Origin of the sequence: Halobacillus sp. B29 (assembly GCF_052246755.1) — a bacterium.
Taxonomy (GTDB): domain Bacteria; phylum Bacillota; class Bacilli; order Bacillales; family Halobacillaceae; genus Halobacillus; species Halobacillus halophilus.
In genome coordinates, this window is sequence record NZ_JBQQCM010000010.1 from 45,278 (window position 1) to 64,107 (window position 18,830).

Annotated in this window: 22 protein-coding genes; 13 read left to right on the forward strand and 9 right to left on the reverse strand. The window is 39.6% G+C overall.

The annotated features are described in order from the left end of the window. Positions 1-988 precede the first annotated feature (988 nt). A complete protein-coding gene (locus tag ACTWP7_RS13460) occupies positions 989-1,138 on the reverse strand; it encodes a hypothetical protein (RefSeq protein ID WP_443123637.1) in 150 nt (49 codons plus the stop codon). 198 nt (positions 1,139-1,336) lie between these two features. Between ACTWP7_RS13460 and ACTWP7_RS13465 the strand changes: the two genes are divergently transcribed. After that, positions 1,337-2,578: an MFS transporter gene (locus ACTWP7_RS13465; RefSeq protein WP_443123638.1), complete on the forward strand. Its 1,242-nt coding sequence runs from the start codon at positions 1,337-1,339 to the stop codon at positions 2,576-2,578. 33 nt (positions 2,579-2,611) lie between these two features. Here ACTWP7_RS13465 and ACTWP7_RS13470 read toward each other — a convergent pair whose 3' ends face one another. Continuing rightward, a complete protein-coding gene (locus ACTWP7_RS13470; protein WP_443123639.1) occupies positions 2,612-3,040 on the reverse strand; it encodes a BrxA/BrxB family bacilliredoxin in 429 nt (142 codons plus the stop codon). Between the two features lie 11 nt (positions 3,041-3,051). After that, positions 3,052-4,200 (reverse strand): conserved virulence factor C family protein, encoded by a 1,149-nt coding sequence (locus ACTWP7_RS13475; protein WP_443123640.1) that lies wholly within the window; start codon positions 4,198-4,200, stop codon positions 3,052-3,054. A 300-nt stretch (positions 4,201-4,500) separates the two neighbouring features. Here ACTWP7_RS13475 and ACTWP7_RS13480 point away from each other — a divergent pair, with 300 nt between their 5' ends. Genes ACTWP7_RS13480 through ACTWP7_RS13490 form a run of 3 tightly spaced genes read left to right on the forward strand, consistent with a single transcriptional unit; the run spans position 4,501 to position 6,865 of the window. Continuing rightward, positions 4,501-5,421 (forward strand): ABC transporter ATP-binding protein, encoded by a 921-nt coding sequence (locus ACTWP7_RS13480; protein WP_443123641.1) that lies wholly within the window; start codon positions 4,501-4,503, stop codon positions 5,419-5,421. Next, the gene (locus ACTWP7_RS13485) at positions 5,414-6,391 is read left to right on the forward strand and encodes an ABC transporter permease (protein ID WP_443123642.1); all 978 of its coding nucleotides are present in this window, start codon (positions 5,414-5,416) and stop codon (positions 6,389-6,391) included. The genes ACTWP7_RS13480 and ACTWP7_RS13485 overlap by 8 nt, the downstream gene beginning before the upstream one ends. A gap of 21 nt (positions 6,392-6,412) precedes the next feature. Continuing rightward, a complete protein-coding gene (locus ACTWP7_RS13490) occupies positions 6,413-6,865 on the forward strand; it encodes a DUF4064 domain-containing protein (RefSeq protein ID WP_443123643.1) in 453 nt (150 codons plus the stop codon). A gap of 115 nt (positions 6,866-6,980) precedes the next feature. Here ACTWP7_RS13490 and ACTWP7_RS13495 read toward each other — a convergent pair whose 3' ends face one another. Beyond that, positions 6,981-7,130, reverse strand: a complete 150-nt coding sequence (locus ACTWP7_RS13495; RefSeq protein ID WP_443123644.1) for a hypothetical protein — start codon at positions 7,128-7,130, stop codon at positions 6,981-6,983. 35 nt (positions 7,131-7,165) lie between these two features. Next, entirely contained in the window at positions 7,166-7,339 is a 174-nt protein-coding gene (locus tag ACTWP7_RS13500; protein ID WP_443123645.1) for a hypothetical protein, read from the reverse strand. Positions 7,340-7,460: 121 nt separating this feature from the next. Between ACTWP7_RS13500 and ACTWP7_RS13505 the strand changes: the two genes are divergently transcribed. Then, positions 7,461-8,366 carry a formate/nitrite transporter family protein gene (locus ACTWP7_RS13505; protein WP_443123646.1) on the forward strand — a complete coding sequence of 302 codons (906 nt, stop codon included), beginning with the start codon at positions 7,461-7,463 and terminating at the stop codon, positions 8,364-8,366. Positions 8,367-8,437: 71 nt separating this feature from the next. Next, the gene (locus ACTWP7_RS13510) at positions 8,438-9,130 is read left to right on the forward strand and encodes a Type 1 glutamine amidotransferase-like domain-containing protein (protein ID WP_443123647.1); all 693 of its coding nucleotides are present in this window, start codon (positions 8,438-8,440) and stop codon (positions 9,128-9,130) included. A 58-nt stretch (positions 9,131-9,188) separates the two neighbouring features. Here the strand turns inward: ACTWP7_RS13510 and ACTWP7_RS13515 are convergent, their stop codons facing one another. Both ACTWP7_RS13515 and ACTWP7_RS13520 read right to left on the reverse strand, forming a co-directional pair. Beyond that, positions 9,189-9,659, reverse strand: a complete 471-nt coding sequence (locus ACTWP7_RS13515) for a DinB family protein (RefSeq protein ID WP_443123648.1) — start codon at positions 9,657-9,659, stop codon at positions 9,189-9,191. 128 nt (positions 9,660-9,787) lie between these two features. Beyond that, positions 9,788-10,816, reverse strand: coding sequence for an AimR family lysis-lysogeny pheromone receptor (locus tag ACTWP7_RS13520; protein WP_443123649.1), 1,029 nt, complete (start codon positions 10,814-10,816; stop codon positions 9,788-9,790). Positions 10,817-10,993: 177 nt separating this feature from the next. On the opposite strand from ACTWP7_RS13520, the gene ACTWP7_RS13525 reads away from it, so the two are divergent. Then, positions 10,994-11,758: a MerR family transcriptional regulator gene (locus ACTWP7_RS13525; RefSeq protein WP_443123650.1), complete on the forward strand. Its 765-nt coding sequence runs from the start codon at positions 10,994-10,996 to the stop codon at positions 11,756-11,758. Between the two features lie 47 nt (positions 11,759-11,805). Here ACTWP7_RS13525 and ACTWP7_RS13530 read toward each other — a convergent pair whose 3' ends face one another. Next, positions 11,806-12,861 (reverse strand): class I SAM-dependent methyltransferase, encoded by a 1,056-nt coding sequence (locus tag ACTWP7_RS13530; protein ID WP_443123651.1) that lies wholly within the window; start codon positions 12,859-12,861, stop codon positions 11,806-11,808. A 265-nt stretch (positions 12,862-13,126) separates the two neighbouring features. Between ACTWP7_RS13530 and ACTWP7_RS13535 the strand changes: the two genes are divergently transcribed. The 3 genes from ACTWP7_RS13535 (at position 13,127) to ACTWP7_RS13545 (ending at position 15,722) form a co-directional block, all read left to right on the forward strand. Next, positions 13,127-13,897 (forward strand): LysM peptidoglycan-binding domain-containing protein, encoded by a 771-nt coding sequence (locus ACTWP7_RS13535; protein ID WP_443123652.1) that lies wholly within the window; start codon positions 13,127-13,129, stop codon positions 13,895-13,897. 394 nt (positions 13,898-14,291) lie between these two features. After that, positions 14,292-14,888 (forward strand): 3D domain-containing protein, encoded by a 597-nt coding sequence (locus ACTWP7_RS13540; protein WP_443123653.1) that lies wholly within the window; start codon positions 14,292-14,294, stop codon positions 14,886-14,888. A gap of 237 nt (positions 14,889-15,125) precedes the next feature. Next, the gene (locus tag ACTWP7_RS13545; RefSeq protein WP_443123653.1) at positions 15,126-15,722 is read left to right on the forward strand and encodes a 3D domain-containing protein; all 597 of its coding nucleotides are present in this window, start codon (positions 15,126-15,128) and stop codon (positions 15,720-15,722) included. Between the two features lie 382 nt (positions 15,723-16,104). On the opposite strand, the gene ACTWP7_RS13550 is transcribed toward ACTWP7_RS13545, so the two are convergent. Then, on the reverse strand, positions 16,105-16,668 hold the full coding sequence (locus ACTWP7_RS13550; RefSeq protein ID WP_443123654.1) for an NADPH-dependent FMN reductase: 564 nt from the start codon (positions 16,666-16,668) through the stop codon (positions 16,105-16,107). A 120-nt stretch (positions 16,669-16,788) separates the two neighbouring features. Between ACTWP7_RS13550 and ACTWP7_RS13555 the strand changes: the two genes are divergently transcribed. From ACTWP7_RS13555 to ACTWP7_RS13565, 3 genes are all read left to right on the forward strand, one after another. Next, entirely contained in the window at positions 16,789-17,283 is a 495-nt protein-coding gene (locus tag ACTWP7_RS13555; RefSeq protein ID WP_443123655.1) for a GNAT family N-acetyltransferase, read from the forward strand. Positions 17,284-17,367: 84 nt separating this feature from the next. Then, positions 17,368-17,520, forward strand: a complete 153-nt coding sequence (locus ACTWP7_RS13560; RefSeq protein WP_014641555.1) for a hypothetical protein — start codon at positions 17,368-17,370, stop codon at positions 17,518-17,520. Positions 17,521-17,783: 263 nt separating this feature from the next. Beyond that, on the forward strand, positions 17,784-18,584 hold the full coding sequence (locus tag ACTWP7_RS13565; protein WP_443123656.1) for an SDR family NAD(P)-dependent oxidoreductase: 801 nt from the start codon (positions 17,784-17,786) through the stop codon (positions 18,582-18,584). The last annotated feature ends 246 nt before the right edge of the window (positions 18,585-18,830 follow it).

Below are 18,830 nucleotides of genomic sequence, written 5' to 3' on the forward strand. Positions count from 1 at the left end.
CTGTCATATCTCCGGGATGATTATTAAAGATAAGCTCCCGTTTGTATAAGACTCAGTTTCGAGATAACTCGGGTCCGTTGCAAACATTAGATGAGGGCGGCTACGGAAACAACTCGTCTTGTTCCATCACCCAGACACTCGAGACATAAGCCGCTCATCAACGTATTGAAAAACCACAATCCTTTTGATGGTCGGCTTATGCTGGTCGTGTCTTTCGGGGTGATTCCACATTTGAACACTTTCCTACGGGGGAACTGGCAAGCCTCCTCAGTCGTTAACACTCCTTGTGGGGTCTCACCTAGCTCCTTCTCCCGCGGGAGTCTCGTCGTTTCCTCCGCCACCCCAACGATATCTAGTGAACGGACCTTTCCAGAAGAGGAAAGTTCTTCTCCTTAATCTGCATTAAATGCTTTTATAACAGGCTATCGTGCATCGTTACATCCTGAAAACAGGTGTAAAACCATACGTCTTAATTCCACATCAAGCAGGTATGTTTGATGTGATTTCGAGCATCTGATTTGGCCAGGTCCGGAGGGGGATGATGAAGACTCCTAGGTTAAAAGCGGAAGCACCTTGCTCAGCGTCGTATGGACTGGACTGAGCTGGCGGAGATAAAGAAAACACGAAGAGCGGAGCGATTCGATGTTGCCTTATCGTACAGAAGTGAGGGAAGTCTCACTAGACGCTAGGGCTGGAGCTGGATAGCTCTCCATATCGTTTATGTTCTGATATTTGATTAAGACTAAAAAAAGAGTAAGAACGGGATGAACGTGATCGGTGAGACCCCGGATAGCGTTAGCTCGAGGAGGCTCAGCACATGCCCATGGAAAGCGAATCATCCCCCACAGGACCTTTCTTCTCATAAAAATATCTCGAAACTGAGTCTTAAACAATCCGGCCCTATAGTTGAAGAAAGTAATAATGAAAATCAACAAAAAGGAATACCTCGTATAGGGCATTCCTCTTTGTTGATTTTTATTATAATTACCTATTCCTCAGAGTCAGAATCGCTCTCTTCTGAACCATCTTCCATTTCTGACTGCTCTTCTGTATCTTCTCCATCTTCACCTTCACCGCCACACGCGGCCAACGTAAGTACAGAAACTAAACCTAATGCTAACATCCATTTTTTAATCAAAAGGAACATCCCCTTTCAAAGTATATTACATATAAAAGGTAACCGATGTAAGTAAATGGTGCATAAAGGAAATGTTAAAAAATTCTAAATTTCAATCAATTGCTTTCGAATAATTTACAAATATAGTAAAAGGTTCAGGGCAAATATTTACTTTTGGTTTGGATACGCTATAAGTATGAATGTAAATGAGGTGTAATTATGGAGAACAAAGTCAGCCGATGGTGCCTCATCAGTATGGCATCCATTCCACTAGTAATGACGCTTGGAAATTCAATGTTAATACCCGTTCTTCCGATTTTTGAAAAAAAAGTGGGGATATCTTCTTTTCAATCCAGTACGATCATTACCAGCTATTCGTTAGCTGCTATTTTTCTTATACCTGTCGCTGGTTATTTATCTGATCGTTTTGGAAGGAAAATCGTGATATTACCCAGTCTGATCTTAGCTTTTATAGGTGGAGTAATAGCAGGATTTGCCTCTTGGAAAATGAGTGATCCATTTCTATGGATCATTATCGGGCGAGTTCTCCAGGGCATGGGAGCAGCTGGAGCGACCCCTATTATTCTCCCTCTCGTAGGAGATTTGTACAAAGATGATGATGAAAAGACCAGTTCCTGTCTAGGATTAATTGAAACGTCTAATACATTTGGTAAAGTATTAAGTCCAATTCTTGGAGCAGCATTTGCTGCTTTCCTATGGTTTTTGCCGTTTTTTTCTATATCTTTCTTTAGTCTAATATCCATTATCCTAGTTTTCTTTTTTATTAAAGTTCCCCAAGGTGAAAAGGAAGAGCCTAAAAAGTTAAAGGAATTTCTTAAAAACACGAAGAAAATTTTTAAACAGGATGGGAAATGGCTGTATCCAGTATTCTTATTAGGGATCTACGCTATGCTTATCTTGTTTGGTGTCCTTTTCTTTTTATCGGATATATTGGAAAAAGTTCATGATATAGATGGCGTAAAAAAAGGTTTTGTTCTGGCTATCCCGTTATTTTTTCTTTGCATCGCTTCCTTTATAACAGGAAAGAAAATAAAAGGGGAGACAAAAACCATGAAAAGAGTCATTCTTCTTTCCTTAGCTGGGATTTCAGCAAGTGTGATTTTTGTAGGCTATGTGAATAAGCAGCTGTTTCTTCTTCTTATTGTCACGAGTGTTCTAGGCATTGCGATAGGAGCTATGCTTCCAACACTAGATGCCCTTATCACTGAAGGAATTGAAAAAGAAGAAAGAGGGACCATCACTTCTTTTTATAGCTCTTCAAGATTTATAGGAGTGGCCGCTGGACCGCCAGTGATGTCACTTGTCATGAAAGAGTTATTAAATATCAGTTATATTAGCGCGGGCATAATAGGTGTTTTATTAATACTAATTGTTATGAAGTTTATTAAAGGGGACAATAGTAATTCGGCTTCAAGTAATCCTGCGGTAACATCGACATAAAAAAGGCGGCCTGCTTAAGGGCCGCCTTTCGTATTAGCAGTATTGATTATAGGAAGATGTTAAGTTCTCTACAATCTCTTCTACTTCATAATCTTCAATTTCTTCCCGGGGGATGAAATGAAGGACCTGTCCATCTTTTAGTAAAGCCATAGATGGAGATGAAGGCTCATAGCCTTCTAAATATTCTCTCATTCGTGAGGTTGCATCACGATCCTGGCCTGCAAATACGGTTACTAAATGATCGGGTTTAGAATCATTAGTAAGAGATTCTCTTGCGGCCGGGCGAGCGAGACCTGCGGCACAGCCGCAGACGGAATTAATAACAACGAGCGAGGTTCCTTTTGTTGATGCAATGAATTCATCTACTTCTTCTGGAGTCGTTAATTCTGTGAAACCTGCATTGGTTAATTCATCTCTCATTGGCTGGGAAATTTCTTTCATATATGCTTCATATGGATTCATAAATAATCCTCCTATTTAGGTTTTTGTTTAGTGGCCTGGGTCATTTGATGCCAAACAGATCCTTTGGCGTCTTCGCCACCTTCTATTCTTTCTATGGCCATATTAATTTGCATTTTCACTTCAAACTCAGGATCCTCTGCTGCTTTCCTTAAAGCAGGAAGTGCAGTTTCATCTCCTAGTTCATATAAGAACATAGCTGCACGCCAGCGAACAATCTTACTAGGATCAGCCAGTGAATCAATCATTCGTGGCATAGCTTCTTTAAATCCTAAATCTGAAATACAATCCCCCGCTGTCCGCCTTACGGTAACGGACTTATCATTCAATGCTTTATAAAGGAAGGGAAGTGTCTCCATTTCTTCTATCATACCAAGGTAGGCAGCAGCTAACCTGCGAATAGAGGCTTTACTGTCGTCCAAAGCCTTATCTAAAATGGCGTAGTCCTCGGCGGTAGGGTTCATACGATCGAGTGCCGCATAACGTACTTTCCAATCGTCATGATCCAATGTTTCAAGTGTAATCCTCGACTGCTTATCCGTCGTTTCTACATAGTCCGCGTCCTGATCAAACGCTTGTTTAACTAGTGAATCGAGTCGTTCTTGATCGTAACTTGCCGAAATTTCTTCCTTAACTTGCTCCCCAATCTCTGAAGTGTCTCCGAAACGCGGGCTCTGTTCTGCCCACTTGCGTTCCATGATCATATTTGGGGAGGCTGGGGCTGCTTTCATTGCAGCCTCCATAAATCTTTCCGGAAGACCGACACGCTTCTCTTCTTCGCCTTCTTCAAGCTTTACTTGCATAGGAATACCACGGAACATTTGAATAAATACTTTAACTTCACCAAATGTATCCTCGGGAGTGTCTGAGGATTCACTTTCATTGAGAGCCTCAATTTCAGAAGATGAGCCAAGGGTTTTTCTTACTTCTGGCAGTATCTGCTCCCACGAGATTTTTGCATTTCGCTCCAGGGCAATAAAATCCGTCACATGGTAAAGTCCCTTTACCCCCTCAATCTCGAATAATCTTTTTATAAAATCCGGGGCGCTGTCCAAATCGTCCCCTTTCTTATAGTTATGAGTTTCCCCTTCAGGTAAGTGCTCATTAAGATTGATTTTCATTGAGTTTGGGCTGGGCGTTGGTTCAATTGATACAATCTTCATTTCGATTCCCCCTCCATACTCCGTTAAGTTCTAGTTTATCAAAAATAAGAAACTCCATCCATTGTTAAGAAGGAAAGAGGAGTTGAGTAGACGGGAAGATCAAGAGGATATGTCTAGCCAAGGGCGACGAACTGTATAAATGTGAAAGTGTACAGAAGTAGAAAAAAAGGACTGAGCTGCAGTAAACCACGAAATTTCCCGGGAAATATCCTCAAAGTTCTGTAAAAAATTATAAAAATGTGAAACAACTTGTCTTTTTTTACGTAGTAGAAAAGTGAGAATAATTAAGGAGGGGTTCATTTGTCTCAATCTGTCATGCAGTTGAAGAATGTTAGTAAAACAATAAAAAACAAACAGATTATTAAAGGGCTGGATTTTGAAATTTACAGCGGAGAAGTATTCGGATTCCTAGGTCCTAATGGAGCAGGTAAAACAACCACGATTAGAATGATGGTGGGGTTGATGGATATGACGAACGGAGACGTCATCATACAGGGCCACAGTGTTAATAAGGATTTTAAAAAAGCTATTCGCCACGTCGGCGGAATTGTAGAAAACCCGGAAATGTACCCTTTCATGAGTGGTCGGAAAAACTTACTGCACTATTCCCGTATGATTCCAGGAATTACAGAAGAACGAATACAGGAAGTCATTCGCCTGGTTGGACTGGAAAACAGAATCAAGGACAAAGTAGGTAAATATTCATTAGGAATGAGGCAGCGTCTCGGAATTGCGCAGGCACTCTTACATAGACCATCCATTCTTATTTTAGATGAACCTACTAATGGCCTTGACCCTGCAGGGATTCGAGAGGTAAGGGCATATATTCGACGCATGGCTGCTGAAGAAGGTGTTGCAGTGATTGTTTCAAGTCACATCCTTTCAGAGATGGAAATGATGTGTGACCGGATTGGAATTATCAAAAATGGAGAATTAATTTCCATACAATCTGTGGAAGACGCTTTGCAACAAACAGATAAAAAGGAGGTTTCGGTTGAAGCTTCTCCTATTGACCGTGCCCGGGAATTAGTGGAGAAAAAGCTGGACGCGCCTGTCCAGGTAAACAGCACCGCAATAACCTTCAGCAGTACACGTGAAGAAATACCAGGAATTATAAGCGGACTGGTTAAAGAGGGGATCGATATTTACAGTGTGCATGTCAATCGATCGACACTAGAAGACAAATTCCTGGACTTGATAGGAGAGAATTCCATTGAATAACTTTATACAATTAGTACGAAATGAACAAATGAAGCTTTATTCTCAAATCGCAACTTGGATTATGCTGATTATACTTGGGGTATTGGTTATTGGGTTCGGTGTACTTATGAAAGTTGATAATACGATGATTAGTGGAGAGGGACCCACAGGGGAAAACTGGAAGCAGGAATTACAGGAGCAGAATACGCAGTTGAAAGAGCAGCAGCAAGGGCCGCCGAGTCCAGGTGAAGAAAGGGAACAAATTCAGTATCCTACTTACACGGACATTGAAATGAATCAGTACCGCATTCAAAACGATATTAAACCTTCCGGATATGATGTTTGGGACTTTTTGCAAACCAACCGAAGTTTAATATCCATTATCAGTTTGTTTACCATTATCGTTGCTGCCGGCATGATAGCTAATGAGTTTAAGTGGGGAACTATAAAACTCTTACTGATTCGACCTATATCCAGAACGAAAATCTTGCTCTCCAAATATGTTTCTGTGCTCTTGTTTGCTGGGACGATGCTTCTTTGTTTATATGCTTTGTCATTTATCGTTGGAGCCGCACTTTTCGGTATTGACAGCATCTCTCAGACTTATTTGTTTCGGCAGGCCGGAGAGATACAAGAAGCGTCGATTTTTCAGCACACCGTTTCTATGTATTTACTTAGTTCGGTCAACTTGTTATTGATGGCAACTTTCGCTTTCATGATTTCCGCGGTCTTTAGAAATAGTTCGTTGGCCATAGGTGTTGCTATCTTCTTAATGATGGCTGGTAACTCTATTGTGCTCTTTTTAATGGAAAGGGAATGGGCCAAATATATCTTATTTGCCAATACGGATTTAACGATGTATTTAGAAGGAAACCCTATGTTCAATGAGCAAACAGCAGGGTTTTCAGTGGCTGTGTTACTCGTGTACTATGTAATTTTTGTTATACTGGCCTGGGTCTTCTTTACAAAAAGAGATGTGGCAAGCAATTAAATAAATAAAGGAGAGATAGGAATGAAACGAACAGCTGAAATCGTACTTACTGTTATTGGAATTGTACTGTATGGTCTACCCATTCTGTTGAGTGGTATTTTCTTAAGTAATAAAGGTAACCCTCAATTCAGGCAGGAATTGGAGAACATGATGAATTCGTCTCCGGAAATGCAGGGGAACGGGGCAATTAATGTTAATCAGATGCTTGATGCTATGGGAACTTTTACGATGATCGTCATGGTCGCCGCTCTAGTAGCGATTGCTTTAGGAATTTTATCAATTGTATTTCTTAAAGGAGATAAAAAACCAAAGGCAGCGGGCATTATTTTAATTGTAACAGCGATTATTATGACATTTGGAACTGTAGGACTTGGTATATTTGCAGGTGTGGCTTACTTAATAGCAGGTATTGTCGCACTGGTTAGAAAATCAAAAAAACCTACAGATGGGGAAACTAGTATTGAGAGTTATTAACGTGGATAAAAGGAACAGGGCTTAAAGTCCTGTTCTTTCTTTAGTTTACGAGCCTTTTCAAGGAGATAACATTCTTGTTTTTTGCATTTAACGGCCGTGAAAGATGCTTTTGATGCTATGTTTTCTGATCGGCGATATCGAAAGGGATGCGGCGGATAAAGTTCTTTTGAATATTGAAATAGAAATTTGTTCTTAGAGATGAGGAATGAACAGAAAGATTTACAAAAGCAAGCAGTGGAGCTATAAGTGTTATGATTGTGCTCATGAAAAAAACACTGGGTTTACCAGCGCTTTTCTCGGTTAATCCAGATATCGATTCATTTCATCAACGTTGGCGGGCTCCCTATTATATACTGATCCTTCTTGAGCCATAAAACCACTACCTCCACAGATTTTACAAGTATATTTCCACTCTTCATCATCCATGAGCAAACCTTCTCCGCCACAAGCAAGGCAAACTTGATCTCTCGGCATATCCATACTCCTTTGCAAAATTAAGATTTACTCTTAATGTGTACCACTACCATAAAAGTTATTCTGAGTAGGATTATTGGGGGGAGATAATGGGAATAGCACAATCATTGGAGGGATACATGTGGCTAATAATGACAATAGGCTAGAAGAAGAACACGAAACTAAAGAAACAGACACTTCTTCCAATGGCAAAATTGATCGGCCCGGCCGGCAATTTTATATTCCATCTCAAATTGTAGATGAGTTTGGGGAAAAAGGTCGGGACCATTTAAATAAACCATTCAGAGCCCAATTTTTACTTGCGATCACAGCAGGATCGTTTATGACATTTGGAGCAATATTTTCAGTATTGCTTGCTATGGGCGTTGAAACGCAGGGCGTTTATCATTTGCTCTCCGGATTGGGATTTGCTGCTGGTTATGCAATGGTGTTCATTTCGGGTTCCGTATTATTTACAGAAATCAACGTACTGCTCCCTTCTTATCTTTTTAATAAAGCAGGTTTAATGAAAGCCAATATTTATAAATTCTGGGCCTCTGCATATATAGGGAATATACTAGGGGCATTTATGGTGGCAGGTCTGATACAACTTTCAGCGTCATTATCAGATCCATTCTACACCGAGCTTTCGTTATATTTAGATAAGAAAATGAAGTTTATGGATCACGGAATTAAAGGTTGGTTTGAAATATTAGTCTCAGGTATTATAGCCAACTGGTTAATCGGGATGGCAGCCTTTCTGACTACGGCAGCTCGTGATATAACAGGTAAGTTCCTGGGAACCATGCTCCCGGTTATCTTATTCGTGGCCGGTAATTTCCAGCACAGTGCTGCTAACATGGGCTATTTTAGTATGGGTATACTATCTTCAGATAAGTATGAATGGTACGAATACATCTTTTTCAACCTTATACCAGCAAGTATAGGTAACCTGATTGGCGGTGGAATTCTCGTTTCTCTATTGTTTTCATACGCTTACAAAGAAGATATTCAGACATCCTTAGGAAAACCAAAAGCAAGAAAATAGTTAGATCAATACCTCAGGTCATCCATATTATGGATGACCTGAGGTGGATAAAAAGTAAAGGAGGTTTAAGAGTGAAGCAAATCATTGCTATGGGTGGTGGGGGATTTTCGATGGAAGATGATAATCCTGGGCTTGATCAATACATATTAAGACAGTCAGATGCAAATAAGCCTTCTATTTGTTTTATCCCTACAGCAAGTGGGGATGGAGATGAGTATATTGAAAAGTTTTATCGTTTTTTTGAGAAAGAAGATTGTAACCCAAGTCATTTGGCATTATTTAATCCTCCCCATAACCTGAGGGATTTTGTATTAGACAAAGATATTCTTTACGTCGGCGGGGGTTCGACTAAAAACATGCTGGCGCTGTGGAGAGAGTGGGGACTAGAACAAATCATCAGAGAAGCCTGGGAACAAGGCACTGTCCTGGCGGGTTTGAGTGCAGGGGCTATATGCTGGTTTCAACAAGGATTGACGGACTCTTATGGCGACAAACTAAGGCCGCTTGAATGTTTGGGCATTATTGAAGGGAGCTGTTGTCCCCATTATGACGGGGAAGTCAACCGACGTAAGGCTTATACAGAGTATATTACAAATGCGGAAATAAAACCGGGTTACGCTCTGGATGATGGAGCAGCACTTCATATCGTGGATTTTAAAGTACATAAAGCAATTAGTTCCAGAAGAAGTGCGCAAGCCTACTACGTTTACAATAAAGACGGCACAGCCTTAGAAGAAAAGATTCCGATTACTTATTTATCCTAAAAAAACCACCTCAGGTCATCCATAATATGGATGACCTGAGGTGGTTTTTTGCCTAACTTTATTCAAATAATAGGATTTCGGGATCTTTACGATAGGAGTGGACGAGCATCGCGTGAAGTTGTCCTCGATGATGATACATATGTGCAACGATTTGAAGAAGCCATTCATAACGGGTATAAGTTACTCCCCACCATGAGACGGTTTCCGTATGAAGATCCTGCTCTGTATAATTCTCATATTGTGTTTTTAGTTGAGAAAAATGCTCGAATAGCCTTTCAAGAATCTCTTCTTTTGAATGTAAAGAATAGGATCGATAGAGGGCGTTCATTTCTTCTTCAGATGCACTCTCAGCAACCTTTCCATCAGCTGCCGGGATGATCGATAGGTGTTCCAATAGCTCTCCGATTGAATATTTCTCTTCAGTCGGCCGTAAAGCGAGTTCTTCCTCAGTTAATTGTCCAGCTATTTCAGAAATAGACGCAATGACTACTTCTAATTGATGAAAGGCGCTTTGACAATACATATTCATATTATCCAACCTCTTTTGCAAATATATTGTAACTTCATTTATTCTACACTGTTCTAATAAATTCCTTTAAAGGAAAAATAGTCTATATATTTCTATTACATAAAAAAGAAGCTGTCTACATTCAGCTTCTATACGACTTTAAGCACCCGCTTCATATAATAATCTGGTAGTTGGGCAAAGAAAAGATCGTTGTATTCATGAATAAATCTGTTTTTTGCTTTACGCAAAAGTTGTAAATTCCTCTCCGCTAAACCTAGATAAGCTTGTTGGAAAGGAGTTAAAGAGGATAATGTGGAAAGAATTTCAATAGCTTCCTTTCGTTGACCGCGTGAAAGTAATAAATGAGCATTTTCGGTTGGATCATTGGAAATGATTTGTTCAGACTTCTGATGAAACGCAGCAATAAAAGGAATGGTATGATCACGGGTCACTTGAGACGCATGGGAATAACCATTAGTTTCGGCGATATTTATCGTCTTCTCGGCATAATCCATGGCTGCTTCGTAATTTTCAAAGCTATAGCATAAAGCAAGATTGTGGTGCATCATTATTTGTTTTCTTGGAGCAAGTCCGGCGTTTATATACTTGTAGGCAAACTTCCTTGCCAGTACTAAATGATTGGCTTTCCAATAATGCTGGAACGTCAGTTCATCGAAACGCAGTTTCATATAATAGTGAAACAGGGGTTCATTGATCGTAAATAAAGCGGTTTGAATTTCCTCAGTGAACTTATCCATTCCTGCATATTTCTTTGTATCATAATGTGCATAAACAAGAAGGAAAAGATGAAGGCACTTGAGAGAAGGATGTTCGAAACAAAGCTCTTCAATGGACTTAATATCGTTAATGCTTAAAGGTTGTTTTTTTCGATCCAGAATTATGCGGTAGAGCTTTGCAATGTCTTCATGCATATAATTTTCATTTAGGTGACCTTCAAGTTCCTTGAAAAAATCATTCATATATAGGAATTCTGCTAAAGCTAATTGATCTTCTAACATGGAAGGCCTGGAGCGTTGACAGAAGAACCTGGTGAGCTCTGTTGCTTCTATACTGTTTCTTTCTTTCAAGTAATCATAATAAACCTGATAAACCGGGGACGTATGGTGAATATGGATGCTATTTAATTTAGCTGGTTGAATAACCTTGTGGATCTGCATGAATCCCCCGCCCTCATTTATTTATTTACTATATTATAGCTTTTTTTTAACGTAACTAAAAGTTTTGTGCCCAGATGATGGAAAAGAGGCGGGAGGCACTTTTTTACGAAAATATATAAATAAACCATTGACCCTTACGCTGCGTCATACCATAGACTTTGAATTGAGGTGATCACCATGTATAAAGTCAAGGAGGTAGCAAGGCTGGCAGGTGTTAGTACACGAACCCTTCACCACTACCACGATATTGGACTGCTGAGCCCTTCAGAAGTGAAGGAGAATGGCTATCGTTATTATAGTGAAAAAGAAATAACTCGATTGCAGCAAATCCTTTTCTTTAGAGAATTGGACTTTTCATTATCTAAAATCCAAGAAATATTAGACGCTCCTGATTTTGATCAAGCAAAGGCTTTGCATCGCCATAAAAAAATCCTATTAGAAAAAAGCAGACGTTTGGAACGAATCATTTTATCTGTAGATCAGACACTTCAATCATTGGAAAGAGGAGATCAAATGAACAACCGGGACCGTTTTCAACCATTTGATAAAAGTCAAATTGAACAACATGAGAAAATGTATGAGCAAGAAGTGAAAGAACGCTGGGGAGAAACTGAGGCTTATCAGGAATCTAAAAGAAGAACAAAAGCATACTCGGAAAAGGATTGGAAAAACATCCAAGAAGAAGGGGCAGAAATTGATAAACAAATTATCGCACGTATGAATCAAGGACCAGATGATTTAGACGTTCAAAGCCTTATAGATGAAAAGCGAAAGCATATATCGAAGTATTTCTATGATTGTCAGTTAGATATATTTAGAGACCTTGCAGAGATGTATGTAAGTGATCCAAGGTTTACGAAGAATTTCGATCAATTGCAGCCTGGATATGCAGAGTTTTTACAGAAAGCGATGGACATTTACTGCAATAGGATGGAAGATTAAACACCAAAAGGGACTAGTTAATAGTCCCTTTTGGTGTCTGGCAAGGGCTAATGAGGCTGACAGACTAGTCCGTTATGCACTTTAATATACCCGTGTCTTAAAATATCAAAGCCGTTTTCATACATATACAATCCCATTTGCTCTACTGTCATAAGTTCACGATACGTATGATTCATCACATCCGCCATAATACGATAGTATAAGCGTGACCGAACTTGATTTCTGGGGGTGGTCATAATAGCATAACCACCCGGCTTAAGGAATCGTCGGTGCCAGTCAGCAACCTCATGCTTATATTCATCGGGAAAGTGTTCCAGTAATCCAACAGAAAGCACGATGTCAAACTCCTTATTAAAATCAAGGTTACGAATGTCTTCAACGATATATTCTATGTTTAAGTCATCTTTGTAATAGACAGCAGGATGTCCTGTGCGTGGGTTTTCACCTAAAAAAGGATAGCTATCCGGGAAATCTTTAAATCTAGTTGTCTTACAATACTCGTCATAATCTACCATCACAATTTCTGCTCCGGGATACATCGCTCCAAGCTGCATGGCTTCGTATCCTTCAGCGGCTCCTAAAAATAATATGCGAGGCCTGGTTAAATGAAGTCCTTCAAATAGTGCACGTTTCCCTCTGGGGTCCCAAATTCCATCTTGAACGCGATGAATGTAATTCCAAAGTTGAAGTTGGATGACTTGTCCAAGAGCTTGCTTAACTTCCGCAGGTTTAAAAGTACGGAGACTGTTTAGGAAATGGTGTTTAGAATTCCCTATCTCCTTTGGGACATCTTTAATAAACCATTCATGAAAGGATTTGTTAAATAACGTCCAGGAAGTGTGGGGGTCCATATCTCGATTGTTTTTTGCCTCCCAGTCCTGTTTTTCTTTGGCGGAAGCCTCCACTTCATAAGGTTTGCCTACATCATTCCAGGACAATTGTGACCAGTCCCTCACCGTATTTAAAGTGACAAACTTATTGTAGTCTTTCTCAGAGACTTGACGTAGATCGGTACGGTACTGACGATGAAGATGAGTAGTCCCGATATCTTGTTCAGAATAAGGTTTTGTGCGGTTCTGTGCACGTGACATTTCTTGTAACATGATACCCCGCCTTTTTCAGAATAATTTTATTTATTATAAACAATAATGACAACGCTTACAATATTTGGTTGTTAAATCGCTCTATATCAGGCGATTTCGCCAAAATAACCGGTAATATTACAACCGTGTAAAAAAAGTGTAATATTTGATATATAATTGTTGTCGTCCTGTTATTGTTGTTTGCCTTCTAGATGGGTAAAGTTAGAGTTGTTATTTAAGACAGAGATAAAAAATAATTCGACTGTTAACTAGGGAGGCATTAATTATGAAAAAAACATTATTTTCAATAGCAGCGATCTTAATGATTATGGCATCTACAACAATTACAGCTAGCGCACAGGAAACTGTGGTTGATAGAGGAGATACACTTTGGGGCATTGGTCAAGAATATGGGGTGTCTGTTGAAAACATTAAAGACATCAACGGTTTATCATCTGACTTGATCCATCCTGGACAAACTATTCAAATTAGTGAAGAAGAAAGCAATGAATCAAATGAATCAACTTCAAGCGACGAACTATACACAGTTAATTCCGGAGACACTCTATGGGGTATCGGTCAGGATTATTCTGTAAAAGTAGATTCATTGAAATCCTGGAACGATCTATCTTCTGACCTTATTCATCCTGGTCAAGAACTAGTCGTTGAAGGAGCTCAGGCTGCTTCTACAAGTAATGAACCTGAAGAGAAAGAAGAAGCGAAAGAAGAAACATCTGAATCAAACGAGACTTCTAGTGATGATGTAGCTAAAACCATGACAATGGAAGCTACAGCTTATACGGCATTTTGTGAAGGCTGCTCTGGAACGACCTATACTGGTATCGATCTAAGAGCGAATCCGGATCGTAAAGTTATCGCAGTGGATCCTGACGTTATTCCACTAGGCTCTGAAGTTTACGTTGAAGGATACGGTAAAGCTGTTGCAGGAGATATCGGCGGCGCTATTCAAAATGACCGCATTGACGTATTTATTCCTAACCAGGACGATGCTCTTGAGTTCGGACGTAAAGACGTAGAAGTAACTGTATACGAATAAGTATGACCTCACAACTGAATGATTAATAAGATAATATGACGATGTCCATTTGGGCATCGTTTTTCTTTTTTTGATTTTTTACAACTTTATTATCAATTTTCCATCATCTAAAATAGGAATCTTTATCATCCCCCTCCTCCCCATAGAGTAACGGACCCAATTTATCTCGAAACTGAGTATTAAAGAAAAGGGAGCTTTACTGGAAAATCAACACGGAGGTTAAGTAGAGCCTTTTGTTATTTTGGTAAATATTACATGTATGTGAAGCAAATGTAATATCTGAAAAAGGATTGTTGTCATCCTGTTATTGAGATACAAATGTGAGGTGTTAAGGTAGAAGATGTGATTTTAAACAGAGGCGATCATCTGTTTAGCAAACAAGGAGGTCATTATCATGAAAAAATCAATTCTTTCAATAGCAGCAACTTTTGCAATTATAGGTACAACTACCATTACCGCAAGCGCAAGTGAAGTAGTCGTAGATAGAGGAGACACCCTTTGGGGCATTGGACAGGAAAAAGGGGTTTCCGTGGAACAGCTTAAAGCCGCAAACGATTTATCATCTAACCTGATTTTCCCGGATCAGACTCTTACCATTAATGATGGATCAGATGATCAAGCAGAAGAAAGCGAAGAAAATCATTCAGAAGCTGAAGATGTACAAGCTTCTGGGTCTGAAGATTCCTCTGGTGAAGATGTAGCTAAAACCATGACGATGGAAGCTACAGCTTATACGGCATTTTGTGAAGGCTGCTCTGGAACGACCTATACTGGTATCGATTTAAGAGCCAATCCGGATCGTAAAGTTATCGCAGTGGATCCTGACGTTATTCCACTAGGCTCTGAAGTTTACGTTGAAGGATACGGTAAAGCTGTTGCAGGAGATATCGGCGGCGCTATCCAAAACGACCGCATTGATGTATTCATTCCTAACCAGGACGACGCCCTTGAATTCGGACGTAAAGACGTAGAAGTAACCGTATATGAGTAAGAACAATTACCCAACTGAATAACTACAAAAGCATATTTATATGACGATGTCCTATTGGACATCGTTTTTCTCTTATCCATTAAACAGGTAAATATTACATGTGTGTGAAGGAAATGTAATATCTGAAAAAGGATTGTTGTCATCCTGTTATTGAGATAAAACTGTAAGGTGTTAAGGTAGAAGATGTGATTTTAAACAGAGGCGATCATCTGTTTAGCAAACAAGGAGGTCATTATCATGAAAAAATCAATTCTTTCAATAGCAGCAACTTTTGCAATTATAGGTACAACTACCATTACCGCAAGCGCAAGTGAAGTAGTCGTAGATAGAGGAGACACCCTTTGGGGCATTGGACAGGAAAAAGGGGTTTCCGTGGAACAGCTTAAAGCCGCAAACGATTTATCATCTAACCTGATTTTCCCGGATCAGACTCTTACCATTAATGATGGATCAGATGATCAAGCAGAAGAAAGCGAAGAAAATCATTCAGAAGCTGAAGATGTACAAGCTTCTGGGTCTGAAGATTCCTCTGGTGAAGATGTAGCTAAAACCATGACGATGGAAGCTACAGCTTATACGGCATTTTGTGAAGGCTGCTCTGGAACGACCTATACTGGTATCGATTTAAGAGCCAATCCGGACCGTAAAGTTATCGCAGTGGATCCTGACGTTATTCCACTAGGCTCTGAAGTTTACGTTGAAGGATACGGTAAAGCTGTTGCAGGAGATATCGGCGGCGCTATCCAAAACGACCGCATTGATGTATTCATTCCTAACCAGGACGACGCCCTCGAATTTGGTCGTAAAGATGTAGAAGTAACCGTATATGAATAAGTGATAAAAAATACTTTTTCCTTATAAGCCTTGCAGAATAAAATTCTGCAGGGTTTTTATATTGTTTCGTGTATAGTTTTGAACAAAGAGATAAGTACAACAAACTAGTGATTAGATTTATATATTAAATTACCGGTGTGTTTTGTTACTAAACATACTTTTTTACGAAATCAATGTGCTGAACTTTAAAGATACAGCTCCTGATTTCGTGTGGAAGAATACAGGGTTGCAAAAGACTCGCTTCCCGCTCATCACATCCAGAAGCTGTGTCCTCTTCAATCCGACCCTCTCGTTTACGTTAATAAGTCGTTGGGGAAGGTCAACCACGATGTTTAACGGCGCCACATAAAAAAAGATTCCTGTACAAAACAGGAATCTTTTTTTATGAGATAGTAATACTGCTGTATTGCTTATCTGCAAATTTTAGAAATTCGTCAACCACTCCGTCAATAAAATCAATCGTGCCCTGATCTGTAATTAGTCCTTTTTCATCTACCTTATGCTGGATCTGTCCGACAAGGATTTCATTACCTGGCAGGACATTTGCGGACATACCTGGAGAATTCAGAATTTGACGCAGGTGCATCTGTGCCCGTACTGTGCCAAGTACCCCCATCGTGGCGCCTGCGATGAAAGTAGGCTTGCCTTTCATCTCCTTGTCGCCACGGGAAAGCCAGTCTAAAGCATTTTTCAGTACACCTGGGATCGAATGGTTAAATTCTGGAGTTACGATTAAAAAAGCGTCTGCATCTGATAATTGAGCTTTGAAATTTTGCACAGACGCAGGGGCTTCATGTTCAATATCTTGATCATAGTGAGCCAATTCACGTATAGGAATAACTCTTACATCCATGTGGTTCTTGTATCGATCTTTTATAAAGTTGGTTAACTTCATGTTGTAGGAATCTTTTCGAATACTCCCAACGAGAGCAGCTACTTTTAACATGACAACGTCCTCCTCGTATTGTGCTCCACTTCTATTATAAGAATAGGTGCAAATGGTTTCTAATTTTTTGCTCAATATTGGCAAAAAGTGGGTATATAGCGGGTAGGAGGGAATACAGCTATGGATTTAGTACAATTGCAGCCATATACATCACAGCATTACCAGGAACTTGCGCAGCTATCTTTACCAAAAGAGCAGACTCACTATACAGGAATGCCTGAGGATTCAGTGGAGTGTGCTGATGGTGATCCTACAAGAAACCCTGTAACCATTCTTGCAGATGACGTACCAATAGGGATGTTTGTTTTACAGAGCGGTCCAGTAGTGTCCGAATACACGCCTCATAAAAACGCTCTTCTTCTAATAGCTTATATGATAGATTATTCCCAGCAGGGAAAAGGATATGCCACTGAATCCTTAAAAAAACTCCCCAGTTATGTTCGAGAGCATTATCCAGAAATCGAATATATTGTTCTGGCCGTTAATGTAAATAATTATGCTGCTCAACATGTATATAAGAAAAATGGATTTTATGAAAAAGGTGAACGGATATTAGGGAAAAAAGGATGGCTGATGATTTTTGAAATGAAAGTAGAAAAAATGTTTGAAGAATAGTATTTCTTGTAAATTTTAAGTTTTAGTCTAATCCTTCAGGGGAAACATAATTATAAGCCTAAATAGAAAAGGAGGTACACCACTATGACTCTGCTATATTCAAAAGCTCGCGAGATGTTTGAACAGGATTACAAAAACAGTCCTGAAGCTAAAACCGATCTTCAGACAAAAGGTATGAAGCGCACGCGGTCTGGAAAGGCGTTATTTTCTTTCCGTAAGCAGAACAAGAAGAAATAACTAAAACAGTGGTGACGGTAGCTATGAGAAGAAATTACAAAAGAATAAACCTTTCGGATCTTATGAAAAAAGAAGATCCGTGGTGGGTCAGCGTTTAGTGGCATTGTATGTCTCAGAAACGCTGACTTTTTTATGAAAAAAATCCTTGGTTTGTTAGTATTTTATTATTTTTAAATAATTAAAAACAGGAGTGTCTGAAATAATGAAAAGGGTTTAATCAGGTGAAGGGAAGGCTATCTGATAATAAAGGAGGCTGCGAAGTTATGACGGTTTTTTCAAATGATGCTTTAATTGGTGAACATATTCTGATTACAGGAGCCACAGGCGGAATTGGGTATGAAGCAGCTAAAGAAGCTGTTCGTACAGGGGCGCATATAACGATTACTGGTAGAAACGTAGAGAAGTTAGAGTCGTTAAAAGAAGAGTGTAAAAAACTTAATTCAGAGGTAGAGGTTTTTGTAGGTCCAGCAGATATAAATAGTGAGGACGACCGGAAACAATTAGTACAAAATGCGAAGGAGTCCATAGGTCCGATTACGGGGCTTGTTAATTCAGCAGGTATCGGGGGAGGATCCCCGCTCGAAGATCTTACAGAAGATCAGCTTCGAAAACCTATGGAATTAAATTATTTCTCTACTGTTCTGCTTACTCAGGAAGTTTATAAAGATATGAAAGAACAACGACGTGGATCCATTGTTAATCTATCTTCTTTATCAGGTTTACGAGGTACTCATAGCAATATTGCTTATAGTTCCTCTAAATTTGCTGTGATTGGCTTTACTCAGTCCCTCGCTATAGAAGCTATTGAATATAATGTGCGTGTGAATGCCATTTGCCCAGGTTTCGTTGATACGTCAATGGGAAGGCAGGCTATAGCTAACATTGGTAAACGAGAAGGTCGGAGTTACGAAAAGCAAAGACAAATCTCTGAAGAAGCACTGCCTTCTGGCAGGATAAGCACCCCGGAAGAGGTAGCTCGTTCAATAGTATATTTGTTAACGGATGCTTGTGAGAATATCGTTGGTGAATCGTTAAAAATTTCAGGCGGAGGAGTTATGAGATAATCCTTTATATTACATTTTGACGACAAGCGTTTGCTTGCTGGTTGAACTGGGAATTAATAAACATATATAAATTAGGAGGAGGTTTTCTCCAAATGGGACGCTTAATTAAACGAATTATTAAATTTGGTCCGATCGTCTATCCGGTCATTCGTAAGTTTATGCGGAAACGCAAAGGGAAATATTAGGAACGTGCCTATCTTCATAGGCGCGTTTTTTTACTATTCTATGATAAACTGGAAAAAAGAT